This is a genomic window from Enterobacter vonholyi (assembly GCF_008364555.1).
GTDB classification, from domain to species: Bacteria; Pseudomonadota; Gammaproteobacteria; order Enterobacterales; family Enterobacteriaceae; genus Enterobacter; species Enterobacter vonholyi.
In genome coordinates this window covers 1-13,399 of the sequence record NZ_VTUC01000004.1, presented here as the reverse complement: position 1 = coordinate 13,399, position 13,399 = coordinate 1, and the positions used below count along the sequence as shown (strand labels likewise).

Genomic DNA, 13,399 nt, shown 5'->3' with positions numbered 1-13,399 from the left:
CCAATATGTACTTTTAAGATTTAATCTTATAGGTTCATTTATTGAGGCACATCCATGATAACTCATGAAGAAAATACATTTAGCAATATATTAGTTAATCTAAGAGATTTACGTGGCAAATTACGTAACTCCGCTCGTGAAATAGAAGAGCATCGCAGGATACCACTCAATATTATTGAAAGGCTACGTGGCATTGGGATATTTGGAATGTGTTTCCCGCAATCATGGGGCGGTGCCGGACTGACGTCGATTGAGCAAATCCTTGTACTGGAAGAACTCGCCCGGGGCGATACGGCTACCGCCTGGTGCGCCATGATTGGTTGTGACTCAGGTATTTATTCAGGTTTCTTGGAAGAAAAAAGCGCCAAAGAGATCTTTCCACACGCCAATCTGGCCGTGGCGGGTTGGATACACCCGCAGGGAAAAGCCGAGATAGTTGATGGCGGCTACATTGTCACTGGCAAATGGCGTTTTGCCAGCGGATCGCCTCATGGCGATGTCATCTCGGCAGGTTGCTTCCTCTACCGTAACGGCAATCTTATACTGGATGATAACGGCAAGCCCCTTTGGCGAGTCATGCTGGCGCGTCCTGCCGACTACCTTTTTTCCGACACCTGGTTCACCACCGGCCTGCGGGGAAGCGGCAGTCAGGACTACTCCACGCAAGGATTGTTCATTCCCGAACAGCACGCGTTCAATTTCTCGGAACCAAAACGTCAAGGGCCACTGCACAAAACGCCGGATGCAATTTTACGCAAAATGGCCGGTATCCCGCTGGGACTTGCGAGAGCCTGTCTGGACTATATCTACGACGTCGCCGACGACCGCACAGACAGAATCAATGATGTGAAATGGCGAAACTCAAAGCGCGTACAGACGGCGGTGGCTAACGCAGAGAATCAGTTATTTATCACTAGAAACGCGGCGCTCACCAGCGTAAGTACATTATGGCAGGCGCTCGAAGCCGATGCCGCTCATGACGATATTACTCATTGGCGCGTGCAGTCAGCTTTGAGTCGAAGAAATGCCTTTCAAACCGCACGAACCATCGTTTCAAGCTTGTATGACCTACAGGGTGGGGGTTCTATCTACACCCATGAAACACCTTTTGATCGCGCATTACGTGATATCAACACTATTTGCCAGCACGCTGTCGCGCAGGAAAAAGTCCTGCAGGTGTGCGGCGATATTCTCCTTGGTGGCAAAGTCGAAGATTACTTTATATAAGGAAGAGAACCGATGAGTGGTATTTTTTCGCAAAAGAAAATTCTTGTAACCGGCGCAGGCAGTGGACTTGGCAGAGAAATAGCCTTGGCATTTTCACGACTTGGCGGAACCGTTATTCTTGCAGGTCGAAATAAGCAGAAACTAGAAGAGACAGCGCAAGCGATCTCCGAGACTCCTGGCAAATCATGGGTTATTCCTTTCGACGTAAATAATAATCAATCAATAGATAACCTGTTTGATGAAATTAAAAATAGAGTCGGTACTCTTGATATTGCCGTTAATAACGCCGGAGTATTTTCTTTTGGTTTTGTCGATGAAACCTCCAGTGAAGACTTTAATCACGTATTCACTACTAATGTCATTGGTTTGTTTGAAAGTCTGAAGCGCGAACTTCAGTCGATGAAAGAAAACCGGGCCGGGACTATCGTTAATATTTCATCAAATATGTCTATCGGGCTGAATATTCCGGGCACGGCAGCCTACACCGCTTCAAAGGCTGCCGTCGATGCATTGACCCGCGTTTCGGCAAAAGAGGCTATCACGCACGGCGTGCGAGTTTTCTCAATAAACCCAGGTCCATTGGCCACCGAAATGACCCAACTTCCCGGCGAATCGGCGGCAGACCGTGACAAAAGATGGCGCGATTTGATCCCCATTGGGCGTATTGGCGATGTTAAAGAGATCGCTCAAGCCATTATTTGGTCCTGCTCAGGCCAGTCTGACTACTTAGTGGGTACACGAATAGTTATTGATGGCGGCCACTCTCTTTAAATTCATAACCGTGAGGTACAAATAATGCAACCATTTATTATTAGAGATAATGAAGGCGTTCCGCTTTGGTTAAATAATGACACCTATACTATCAAGCTTGACAAAGAAAATACCGGCGGCAGCATTTCTATTATTCAGGGATTTGTTGGGCCTGGTGGTGGTCCGATCTGGCATCTTCATGAAGACGCTGATGAGATATTTTATGTACTAGACGGCCAATTAACCGTAAGAGCCGGAGAAAATACCTTTCAGGCAAACCCTGGCGATTTTGTTTATGTACCAAAGGGCATTTATCACCAATTTAGAAATAACAGCATTAAACCTATCAAGATATTGTTGATGTTCTCTCCCGCAGGTTTCGAAGGGTTCTTTAGAGAAACAGGCATTGTAGCGAAAGAGGGTGTTACCCCACCGTTACACATTCATGATGCAGAAGCAAACAGACGGGCTATAAAGATTGGAGGAAAATATCTTTCTTTTGTTCCTGATTTTGAAAATCCCGACATCAATCCAAATTTAAAATAAACCAAAATGCCGCGAATTTTTTGCGGCATTCTTATATTGCAAATCAATACGAATGGATAATACTGAAAAAAATATCCAACCTTCCATCAACAGTCATTCTTTATTCACCTTATGAGAGGGCATTATATTTATCAGCACGGATATGTAAAAGGAGATATGTTATGTCAGACAGACTCGCTTTTTTTAAGAATAAAAATGTAAACTCAGACTGGTTAACTATCAAAGAAGCAGTTAAAGCATCAAAGAAAAACGGCATTAGAAAAATACAAGAAAGTGATATCTATCGATATGCTCTGCAGGGAAAAATCCTCCTTTCGATATACTTTCAGTCTCCAATTACCTTGAGGAAAATAAAATCCTATAACCATAAATTAAAGCTAAAACCTAAAGATAATAACTTACCTGACGGCAAAATTACGTCGGATGACATCGTTTTTTTTAGCGAGAGTAATTTAACTTTCAGCACCGAAGGTAAATATTTTCACACTTCTCATGGCGTCATTGATACAAGTCTTTTTGGATATGAATATTTTCTCATACAATGCCTACTTGCTCACAATCTAAAAATACCATCACCTGTACTTAGAGGGAACAATAACTATGGCATCACTGTTTCCTTATCAGGGGAAAACTTTCTAGTTCACAATAGAATTTCATTACGCAATGGAATCTCATTAAATGGCATAGATTTAAGTTTTAATGATGCCTACTTACCTATTTATAACTTACCGAAGGATGCATGTTTTGTTATCAGGCAAACTGAGTTAAATAAAATAGTCAACTGGCTGGCTGGAAAAAAAATCACTCTCGGATTCTTCCACACGCATATCATCCCCACTATCAAGACTATTTTGGCTTGCCTGTAGAAATAATGAAACTATCAGCCCTTTGATAGGAAAACCTTACAAGTTGCTATCCATTTTTGAGCAATGGGCATCAGAGGAAGGCATTACCGATCGATTCAGTGGCGACACGCTCAAAACTGCGCTTGAGCGCGGCTCGCCCCCTTCCCTACCAACACAAAAGTAAGATGATGCCCTTCGCTATGAAAACCCGTATTAAGGATTGGATTTTCCGTAATACGGGTTCATCAACTTTCTCCGCACCACGACTTTGTGTTGTCGTGTTATCTCCCGGCTAGCGCAACATCTGCCACAGGAGAATACCGTGACATCTCATCAGTTATTACGTCTGAAACAGGTTGAAGAAAAAACGGGCCTGAAGCGCTCTCAAATCTATCTGTATATGAAAGACGGCACCTTCCCTCGCTCAATCAAGATTGGCCCAGCCAGTGTCGCCTGGCTCGAATCGGAAATTGACGAATGGATCAATATTAAATTAGCCCGCCGCTCAATAAGCTGAAGGGAGAAAACACCATGATTATCCCGTCACTGAATTACGCCGTTTTAACCGATGCCTTGCATGCATTGAAGGATGGCAACATTCGCTACTGTGAATCGCTCGGATTCACTTTCGACGAAATGAATGCCCTCAACCAATTATCACTAGACGAGCTGTTTATCATCAGTCGGGAGTCTGCGCAGTTTTTGGCTGTGACGGTTCATCACGACGCATTACACCTGCTTCTGGCTAAATCCCGTAAGGAGGTTCTGCAGCAGCAACATATCAATCATGCCATCCGGCTCGGCGGGTCAATTGCGCTACTCAACAAATATTTTGGCCTCACCTCCAACGAAGTCTGCCTTCGCCGCCGGTTACTGGGCGTCCGTGTGCCTTATGGCCGGACGCCAGAGCCGAACGAAGAGACGGATGCGGCCATCTGGCGGCAATGGCAACAATGCCGGGTGGCCAACCTGGACTCGGCCGATGCGCTGGCCGCCATGATGCAGGTAACGCAAACCCTGCTGCCGAAAGTCGAAGGGTTGTCACTGACCATCGTTTGGAAGCGGATCGCACTTTGTGAACAGGAGACATCAGACCGGAGGGTCGCACATGCCAGATGAGATCGACCGCGATCAGGAATTTAATGAGCAACGACTGGAGGATATGATTGAACAGAGTCGTTTTAAGCCAGGGTCTACGCCATCATTTTTCCATTGTCGTCTATGCGGTAAGCCCATTCCTGAAAAGCGACGGCAGGCACTCCCGGGCATAACCACCTGCACAGAATGCCAGAAAAAACTTGAACGTCGAACACGTTAATAATGGTCATAAAGACATGCAGGAATATTTCCCCTGCATGTCTTTATCATTAACTATGAATATACAGTCGTCTTTATTAACTATTTCACTTACTTTTATTTTTCGCAGAGCTTACCCCCTCCGCCACTAATTTATCTCTCTCATTTTAACTTTGAATTTATAGTTTATATACCGCCCCGGATATCTGATCCTGAAAACCTCATTACATAATAGCTACCCGAATGGACGTTAATTTCCCCGGGTCGGGTATTGCTCTTTAAAAATAAGTTTCGGGCTGTCACGAAACCACAATTCAGGGTGCCGCTGAATGTTCTCGCTGACCCGTTAAAACCGGAATGCAGAATTGGGATGTGACATTCATTTAACTCATTGTTGTTTTTATTAGAGGAGGCGTCATGCGAAAACCCATTTATCACGTATTTGTCACCCAGGAAAGTCAGCCCGACCCACAGGGTGAAAAAAACACCTGGTGGACGAAAGTCGGCGTCGCTTTCGCCCATCACGATAAACCCGGACTGAACGTGGTACTGACACCCGGCATTGCCGTTTCCGGAAAGCTGGTGCTCCTTGAGCCCCGGGATGACGGCGACACAATACAGGATACTCATCCCGTTTAACCACCCTTCCCCCTTTTTCCGGCCCTGTGCCGTCTGATGGCGGTACGCGTTGCCCGGTTTATCATTCCGAGGCCATCATGCTTTCCACCACCGTATTTCTGGCGGCGGCTATGCAGTGCGCCCCCAGCATTCACCCGTCTACGGCACTTGATGTGGCGCGGGTCGAATCCGGTTTGAATCCGTATGCCATCGCTGAAATTCTGCCCGGTGGCAAAGGCGTGATTTCACATTTCCCCACGAGCAGGGATGAGGCCGTCAGCCTCACCGGACGGTTGGCAGCACAGGGCCGACGCTATTCGGTCGGGCTGATGCAAATCACCAGCACCAATTTCCGTCATTACCGCGCGAGCGCCCGTGACCTTCTTAACCCCTGTACCAACCTGTCCGTGTTTGAGCACATCCTCACCGACTGCTACCGCCGCGGCGGTTCCCTCAAACGTGCGCTCAGTTGCTACTACTCAGGAAATTTCACGACCGGCCAACAGCCGGAATCTGCGTTTAACCAGACCAGCTACATCCAGCGCATCGGCTACGCCGTGCCGTCAACGCGGGAAGACCGGCAGCGACTTCCCGCCGAAAAGCTCGTGCCGACAATCCGTTACCCCGCCGCCGTCATGCGTGGCGAGCTTACCGATAACGCCACGCCAGTTCTGACATCCCTGCACTACCCCAACGCCTTGATACGCGGCGCGTTACCCATTCCCGACCCCAGGAGGAACAATGATGAAACGAAAACAGACTGACTGGCCCGCCCTCTCTTCCTTGTTAATGGCAAGCCCGGTGCTGGCAGCAGACAGCGGATTTAATAAAGCCAATGAGACGCTGAGTAACACCTCCACTGGCCTGCTCGGGCTGGCCGCCGTCACCATCACGCTGGCCACCATGTGGGTGGGATACAAAGTCTTGTTTGACGGCAAGAGCCTGCACGACATGCGCAACGTCATCATTGGCGCCATCCTTATCGTCGGTGCGTCAGGTTTCGGTGCCTACTGGGCGTCATAAGGGAGGTAACGATGGCTACGCTGAACAAAGCGCTGACGCGGCCTGCCGCCATAGCCGGTATTCCCCTCGTGCCGTTCGTGATGGTCAGCGGGGCTATCGTCCTGCTGGCGGTTTATGTCAGCTATTACCTGGTATTACTGCTTATTCCCGCCTGGCTGGAGATGAAGGCAAAAGCCAGAACCGATATTCACTATTTCGGGCTGCTCTGGCTGGCCTTTAAAACCCGTGGCCGGTTTGGCACCAATAAACATTTTGGTGCCAATGCCCTGCTGGCAAATCGCTATGACGCTGTCGACGTCTCGGAGTTTATTGAAAAAATGAAGTTAAACGAGCGCGTTACGCTGGAGAAATACATTCCGTATTCCTCCCATATTCACCCGTACGTCATCAGAAACCGCCAGGGTGATTTGGTTGCCAGCTGGGAGCTGGAGGGCACCATTTTTGAATGCGAGGACGAACACCATCTGACGTTAATGGCGACGCATCTCAATAACGTTATTCGTTCATATGAAGGCCTGCCGGTCACTTTCTATCTTCACCGTATCCGGGAAAAATACCACGATGCCTTTGACGCGAATTCAGGTATTCCCTTTTCTGATGAAGTGACCCGGCGGTATTACCAGCCGATCAACGAAAAGCCGTTCTGGCGGCATCGGCTGTTTTTCACCGTCTGCTACGCGCCCTTCTCTCCGCTGGGGAAAAAGGCCATGAAGGCGCAACCGTACGGTAAACGCAAAGCGGCGCTGGATGATGCCCTGAAAGTGATGCTGGAACACCGGAATGCGCTGGCTTCGACGCTGTCCCGCTATACGACGACGCCGCTGGGGATGTATGAAGAAAACGGGCGGGTATATTCCGCCCAGTTGTCCTTTTACCACCGTCTGCTCACCGGCCAGTGGCAAAAGGTGGCGGTCACGCCTGCGGCGTTTTATGAAACGTTAAGCACGCCGGATGTCTTTTTTACCACCGACACCGCCGAGTGCCAGACCGTCGGCGGCTCCCGCTTTTTTCGAAGTCTGGAAATCAAAGACTACTCGCCGGAGACCGCGACCGGCCTGCTGGACGCACTGCTGTATGCCGAAAGCGAGTATGTGCTGACGCAGTCCTTCACCTGCATGGCCCGCGATGAGGTGCAGAAGCATATTCGCCTGGCGGAAAAGCGCCTGACTTCGGCAGATGACGACGCCATTTCACAGCGCGAAGAGCTGATTGTGTTGCGTGACCTGCTCCAGTCCGGGCATGTCTCCTGCGGAAAATACCACTTTTCCCTGCTGGTATCTTCAGACAGCGCCGACCAGGTGGTCAAGGACACCAACGCGCTGGCGCAACCCTTCGCCGACCTCGGCATCATGACGACGCTGTCCACGCTGTCGCTGCCCGCCGCGTACCTGGCGCAACTGCCGGGGGTGTATACGTTGCGCCCCCGTCTGGTGGCCGTCAGCAGCCAGAACTTTGCCGACCTGGCGAGCCTGCACAATTTTCATCCTCATAAACGAAACGGCAATCCCTGGGGCGATGCCATCGCGATACTCAAATCCCCTGGCAGTGGCGGGTATTACCTGAACCTGCACGACAGCCAGAGCGGGCGGGATGACTTCAACGAAAAAACGCCGGGTAATACGGCGATTATCGGTAAAACCGGCTCAGGGAAAACGATGCTGATGACCATGATGCAGCAACTAATGCAGAAGTACCGCAATCCGGCGACGTTCTCTGAATCAGCCCCCCTTAAGCAGCTAACCACCGTGTATTTCGACAAGGACCGGGCGGCGGAGATGGCGATACGCCAGATGGGCGGACGCTACTTCCGTATCCGCACCGGCACGCCCACCGGGTTTAACCCGTTTAAGCTTGCGCCGACCCGGCGGAATATCAGCTTTAACAAACGACTGGTGCGCATGCTGTGCGGCCGCAACGGCAAGCCGCTCGATCCGCGCGATGAGGAGCGGATCAGTGCCGCCGTAGATACCATTATGCTCGACTACCCGCCGGAATACCGCAAGTTCGGTATCACCCGGCTGCTGGAAGTCCTGCCGGAGCCGCCAACCCCCGACGCCCGCATCAACGGGCTACGTATTCGCCTTAAACAGTGGGCGCAGGGCGGCGAGTTCGGCTGGGTATTCGACAATGAGGAGGACACCTTCAATATCAGCGACGTCGAAAATTTTGGTATCGACGGTACGGAATTTCTCGATGATGACGACATTCGCGGCCCCATCACGTTTTATCTGCTTTACCGCGTCACCAGCCTGCTGGACGGTCGCCGGCTGGTGATGTTCATGGACGAGTTCTGGAAATGGCTGGCCGATGTCGAATTCTCCCGCTTCTCGCTCAATATGCTGAAAGTGATCCGCAAACTGAACGGCATCTTCATCCCCGCCACGCAGTCGCCTGACGAAATCGTCAAGCACCCGATTGCCCCGGCGATTATCGAGCAGTGCAGCACGCAGATTTTTCTCGCCAACCCGAAGGCCAGCAGGGCGGATTACGTGGAAAAGATGAAAGTGCCGGAAAGCGTGTACGACATCGTCAGAAACCTCGATCCGGGTGAGCGATCTATGGTGGTCCTGAAAACGCCGTTACGCGCGGGTGAAACCCGGCCTTTTGTGGCGATGGCGAAAATGGATTTATCGGGCCTCGGGAAACTTACCAAAATGCTCAGCGGCAGCGAAGACAACCTGAAGCTGTTCGACACCCTGTATCTGGAAGGAATGCAGCCTGATGACTGGAAAGCCGCCTTCCTTGAACAAGCCCTGTAATATTCATGACGGAGGTAATAAAAATGCGGTTCAGATATACCATACTGGCATTATCACTGTTTATTTCCACCCAGGCGATGAGCGCCGGAATACCGGTATTCGACGCCGTACAGAATACCGAATCCATGAATCAGTGGATCCAGAAACTCCAGCAGTGGCAGGAAACCGTTACCCATTACAGAAGTGAACTTGATGCCTACAAGCAGCAATTAGCCACGGCAACGGGCGTGCGTGACGTTCAGGAATTTCTCCGCGAGGCCAAAAGTCTGAAAACCGATATTGATAATCTTCGTCAGCACGGTATTTCACTGGATGACCTGCTGAGCAACCAAAGCGGGTCATATTCGTCTGAACTTAATAGCTTGTATAACAAATATAAAACGTTCGATACCTGTAACCCGTCCAGCGCTTCACAACGCTATCTGGACAGCTGCAAACAGATGATCCTGAATCAGGCCGTAGCGATAGAAAATACGTCCGAGGTTGAAAACAAGATCACGGGCACGCTCGGCGATATATCAGATTTATCAGACCGTATTGCTAATGCGCAGGATTCGAAAGAGTCGCAGGACCTGGCTAACGCCATCGCGGCCAAAAGCGTACAATTAAATGCGCTGACCAGCCAGTGGGAAATGTCAGTCAAACAGGCTGAACAGCGAACAACGCTGCTGGAACAGCAAAAACAGAAAGCCTTTGAGCAACAGCAATTAACTGCGCCCGTTGCCGATCTGAACTCTCTATAGGGAGGTTAACATGTTAAAACCCGTATTAACCTTATGCATCATGTCAGGCATTCTCGTCTTATCCGGTTGTAAAGAGACGAAATCAGAAGCCTGGTATAAAGAACATCCCGATGAAACCTATAAAGTCTATACGCAATGCCTCATGGATGATGAGGCAAGCGACAACTGCGAGTTTGCGCACCGGGCAGCACTCATGTTTGCCCAGACAGGCAAACCCGGCATCAGGGAAAAATTCGAGACACTGTTTCAGCAGGAAGCCCAAAAAAGAAAATCCGTCACTCAGTAAGATCCCCACCAACAAAAACAGGGGTCCTTCCCTGTTTTTATCCCCTGTCTGTTCCTGACTAATGAGAGGCACCATGTCCGGTGGTATTTTTGTTGGTATGGACAAAAACATCATGGATGGATTCAATGCCGTGTTAGAAGGTCAGTCTTCTACCTACGGCACCCTAATCAGTGTGATTATCGTCAGTTCCTTTACCGTATTTATTACGTATCGCGGGTATCAGACCCTTGGCGGCAAACTCCAGACACCTGTTGAAGATGTTGTCTGGGATGTGGGCCGCATGTTGTTGATCACCACCTTTGTTTTAAACCGCGATGGCTGGCTGGATGCCATCATTGCGGCCATTGAAGGGCTTAAGGACGGCATCAGTGGCGATGATAATGTCTGGGCGCTGCTCGACACGGTGTGGGAAAAGGCACAAGCGCTGGGGCAAACGCTGTTCAATTTGGACACTTCTACCTACGTTAAAATGAATGGCGGCTTTGCCGAGGTGCTGGTCTGGGGCGGTGCAATCGTTCTGTTACTGGCTGCAACCTTTGTCAACCTGCTCGCCGAAATCACCATTCTGTTAATGACCACCACCGCCCCACTCTTTATTTTCTGCCTGCTGTACGGTTTTCTTAAACCCATGTTTGATAACTGGCTGAAAACACTATTTACCGCAATCTTAACGATCATGTTCTCTGCCCTGTCTGTCCGGATCGCCATCAACTACCTGAATAAAATACTGGATGCCGCCACAGCAACGTCTGCAGAAAGCAATATGGTGACCCTGGCGGCGCAATGTTTGCTGGCCGGGATTGCCGCAGGCGTCTTGGTGTATTTTTCAGCGAAAATAGCCACTGCGCTGAGCGGTGCCGCCGTGCAGGCCGTGTTACAGGGTGCAGCTATGAGCGGACTGAGCGGGCTGGCGAGCAAATCTGCCGACGTCTCCAAACCCGGTATAAAGACCGGGGGCCGACTGACCGCCAAAGGTGGCATGGCCGCAGCAGCGACAACCGGCAGGTTCATTGCCGCAGGGGCGGGCAAAACCGTGAGCACCTGGCAGAAACGTGCCACCGCCATTGAAAGCATGAAACGCCAGAATCAGCAGCGTCATCGTTAATCCTCCCGACCGCTAATTTCTTTTCTCCGTCACGCCGTGGCCTCTGCCAGCGGTGAGGCCTTCATGCATTTATCCGATAAGAGGCTTCCATGAAATTCAGCATCTTGCTTCTGGTGCTGTGCGCGCTTACGGGCTGCGCGCAGCATCAGGGCGACCTCCCACCGGTGTCCGGCGATCCCCAGCCGGTTAATTCCCCCGCCATAATTCAGGAGCTGACTCACCATGTCTGATATTCAGCGCATCATCGATGTCTCGCGCTCTTTTGAATCCATCCTGCTGGAAAAGGAAGAGCGCTCCCGCAAAACTGCCTGGCGGGTGGCCGCTGCCGGGCTGATTCTGGCTGCACTGGCGGTCGCAGCCATTATTATTCTGCTGCCGCTGAAAACCACTGACATTGAATTGTGGTCGGTGGACAAACAGACCGGTCGTTATGAGTATATGACCCGCCTTAAAGAGCGGGATATTGCGTCTGAAAAAGCACTGGCCCACTCACTGGCGGCACACTATGTCAGTCTTCGCGAAGGGTATAATTACTTCTCCCTCCAGCGTGATTACGACGACGTACAGTTATTTAACAGCGACACTGTGAACCGGGATTATCTGGACAGGTTTAACGGCGACCAGGCTCCGGACGTTATTTTTAATAAAGCCGAATATGTCGTCTATATCGACATTATTTCTAATGTGCATGCACCTGCCACCGGACCCGATAACCTGGCAACACTGCGTATTAAGCGCACCCTCCGTCGTATTTCTGATAATTCAGTGAAAACGGACTTCTGGAATATCCGCCTCACTTACCGCTATGTCCCGCATCAGCAACTGACGGACAGCCAGCGGGAAGTGAACCCGCTGGGCTTTATCGTCACCAGCTACCAGCGCGATAAAGAACTGAGGAGCGAATGATGCTGAAAAACATCCTGCTCCTGACGGGCTTAATGGTGTCATGCGCGACATGGAGCGCCGCCACCCCGCGCGGCAGCGGCTATGACAGCCGGATACAGAACGTATCGTATAACAGCCAGAACGCCACCGTGGTGAATACCCGTCCCGGCTACGTCACCACGCTGCTGTTTGACGACGATGAAACTGTGATTGATGCACAAGCGGGTTTTCCAAAAGGCTGGACGGTCACGAAAAGTGATAACCGGGTCGGCGTCAGCCCGAACCCCATAACCCAGCCGGTGACGGACGCCAGCGGCAACAACGTCAGCCAGGTGTTCCTGCCCACGGCAAAGGACTGGAAGACCAACCTCTTCGTGGTGACCTCAAAGCGTGATTACAGCCTGGAGCTGAACGTGCTGGACCACGATTCCCACGCGCAGGCGTTCGTTATCCGTTACCACTATCCGGCCGAGGTTCGCCAGCAATCCGCCGCCGCCAGCGCCGAGCGTCAGACGCAGCAGCGTGAAAGACAGGAGAAGCAGCAGATAGCGGCGGCATTCGGACAGGCCAGCACGCCGCGCAACTGGCGCTACACCAAACGGGTCGCCGCCGGTTCGGCCTCCATCGCACCGGATTTTGCCTGGGATGATGGTCGTTTTGCTTATATCGGTTTTTCCCCCATCAAAACCCTGCCGTCTGTTTTCCGGGTGGTTAACGGACGGGAGCAGGCGCTCACGCCCCGGACAGTTAAGCAGGGTAATTACATTGTGATGGTGGTGCCGGCAGCGCCACAACTGGTGTTGCGTTACGGCACCTCGGTGGTAGGGATCGAAAACGACGGGTTCGGGCGCATCGCGATAACCCGCAGCGACACCGTTTCACCGTCCGTTACGCTGGAGGCCAGATGACCGATAAACCTGTGCCGGACAAGCCGGAAAAAACTACCGCAGAGCGGGAAGCGGAAGCCCGCGAACGCGCCCGTGCGGCAATGGCGTATCATGAGCCGGAGCAAAGAACACCGCCCGGCCAGCCGGAAGTGACCCGTTTTCGCAAGGCATCCGGTCGCCGCACGCTGACCGTCAGCCTGCTGAGTCTGGCGCTGGTGATCGCCCTGGCATCCGGCGGCGATCGTCTTTTCAGTGCATTGAAAGGGGGTAATGAGAAAGAAGCCGACACCTCGCCGCCGACCTCCGCCGGGAAGACGCTGCATGAGCGTCAAAATCTGGGCATGGACAGTAACCCGTTTGGCCTGTTCGGGCCACACACACAGGACGAAACAGACCCTGCCCGCCAAGCCGTCACTCCCGCCCCCACCC

General features: G+C 51.3%; 16 protein-coding genes and 2 pseudogenes. All 18 read left to right on the top strand.

The genetic code is table 11. From position 1 onward, the window contains the following. Nucleotides 1-54: 54 nt before the first annotated feature. Complete coding sequence (locus tag F0319_RS06560; protein WP_032699289.1) at nt 55-1,227, top strand: acyl-CoA dehydrogenase family protein; 1,173 nt, start codon at nt 55-57, stop codon at nt 1,225-1,227. Nucleotides 1,228-1,239: 12 nt separating this feature from the next. Then, nucleotides 1,240-1,998, top strand: coding sequence for an SDR family NAD(P)-dependent oxidoreductase (locus tag F0319_RS06555; RefSeq protein WP_032699281.1), 759 nt, complete (start codon nt 1,240-1,242; stop codon nt 1,996-1,998). A gap of 24 nt (nt 1,999-2,022) precedes the next feature. After that, complete coding sequence (locus F0319_RS06550) at nt 2,023-2,523, top strand: cupin domain-containing protein (protein ID WP_052453876.1); 501 nt, start codon at nt 2,023-2,025, stop codon at nt 2,521-2,523. A gap of 161 nt (nt 2,524-2,684) precedes the next feature. Then, nucleotides 2,685-3,552 (top strand): annotated as a pseudogene (locus F0319_RS06545) (hypothetical protein). Between the two features lie 138 nt (nt 3,553-3,690). Beyond that, nucleotides 3,691-3,885, top strand: a complete 195-nt coding sequence (locus F0319_RS06540; protein WP_032699280.1) for an AlpA family transcriptional regulator — start codon at nt 3,691-3,693, stop codon at nt 3,883-3,885. A gap of 14 nt (nt 3,886-3,899) precedes the next feature. Continuing rightward, nucleotides 3,900-4,487 (top strand): DUF2857 domain-containing protein, encoded by a 588-nt coding sequence (locus F0319_RS06535; protein WP_149366525.1) that lies wholly within the window; start codon nt 3,900-3,902, stop codon nt 4,485-4,487. Continuing rightward, nucleotides 4,477-4,686, top strand: a complete 210-nt coding sequence (locus tag F0319_RS06530) for a TraR/DksA family transcriptional regulator (protein ID WP_032699278.1) — start codon at nt 4,477-4,479, stop codon at nt 4,684-4,686. The genes F0319_RS06535 and F0319_RS06530 overlap by 11 nt, the downstream gene beginning before the upstream one ends. A 395-nt stretch (nt 4,687-5,081) precedes the next feature. Continuing rightward, nucleotides 5,082-5,303 carry a hypothetical protein gene (locus tag F0319_RS06525; protein ID WP_032699271.1) on the top strand — a complete coding sequence of 74 codons (222 nt, stop codon included), beginning with the start codon at nt 5,082-5,084 and terminating at the stop codon, nt 5,301-5,303. 77 nt (nt 5,304-5,380) lie between these two features. After that, entirely contained in the window at nt 5,381-6,046 is a 666-nt protein-coding gene (locus F0319_RS06520) for a lytic transglycosylase domain-containing protein (protein WP_079451576.1), read from the top strand. Beyond that, entirely contained in the window at nt 6,027-6,305 is a 279-nt protein-coding gene (locus tag F0319_RS06515; protein WP_032699349.1) for a TrbC/VirB2 family protein, read from the top strand. The genes F0319_RS06520 and F0319_RS06515 overlap by 20 nt, the downstream gene beginning before the upstream one ends. Before the next feature lie 11 nt (nt 6,306-6,316). Next, nucleotides 6,317-9,064: a VirB4 family type IV secretion/conjugal transfer ATPase gene (locus F0319_RS06510; RefSeq protein ID WP_149366524.1), complete on the top strand. Its 2,748-nt coding sequence runs from the start codon at nt 6,317-6,319 to the stop codon at nt 9,062-9,064. Between the two features lie 23 nt (nt 9,065-9,087). Further along, nucleotides 9,088-9,807, top strand: coding sequence for a TrbJ/VirB5 family protein (locus F0319_RS06505; protein ID WP_149366523.1), 720 nt, complete (start codon nt 9,088-9,090; stop codon nt 9,805-9,807). A 10-nt stretch (nt 9,808-9,817) separates the two neighbouring features. Beyond that, nucleotides 9,818-10,093, top strand: a complete 276-nt coding sequence (locus tag F0319_RS06500) for an EexN family lipoprotein (RefSeq protein ID WP_149366522.1) — start codon at nt 9,818-9,820, stop codon at nt 10,091-10,093. Between the two features lie 73 nt (nt 10,094-10,166). Continuing rightward, on the top strand, nt 10,167-11,198 hold the full coding sequence (locus F0319_RS06495; RefSeq protein ID WP_149366521.1) for a TrbL/VirB6 family protein: 1,032 nt from the start codon (nt 10,167-10,169) through the stop codon (nt 11,196-11,198). An 89-nt stretch (nt 11,199-11,287) separates the two neighbouring features. Beyond that, nucleotides 11,288-11,428 (top strand): hypothetical protein, encoded by a 141-nt coding sequence (locus F0319_RS22235; RefSeq protein ID WP_015696803.1) that lies wholly within the window; start codon nt 11,288-11,290, stop codon nt 11,426-11,428. Further along, nucleotides 11,421-12,104: a VirB8 family type IV secretion system protein gene (locus F0319_RS06490; RefSeq protein ID WP_110219581.1), complete on the top strand. Its 684-nt coding sequence runs from the start codon at nt 11,421-11,423 to the stop codon at nt 12,102-12,104. The genes F0319_RS22235 and F0319_RS06490 overlap by 8 nt, the downstream gene beginning before the upstream one ends. Then, nucleotides 12,104-12,991, top strand: a complete 888-nt coding sequence (gene virB9 / locus F0319_RS06485) for a P-type conjugative transfer protein VirB9 (RefSeq protein WP_149366617.1) — start codon at nt 12,104-12,106, stop codon at nt 12,989-12,991. The genes F0319_RS06490 and virB9 overlap by 1 nt, the downstream gene beginning before the upstream one ends. After that, nucleotides 12,988-13,399, top strand: a pseudogene (locus F0319_RS06480) (VirB10/TraB/TrbI family type IV secretion system protein); the annotation flags it as partial. The gene virB9 and the pseudogene F0319_RS06480, both read left to right, overlap by 4 nt.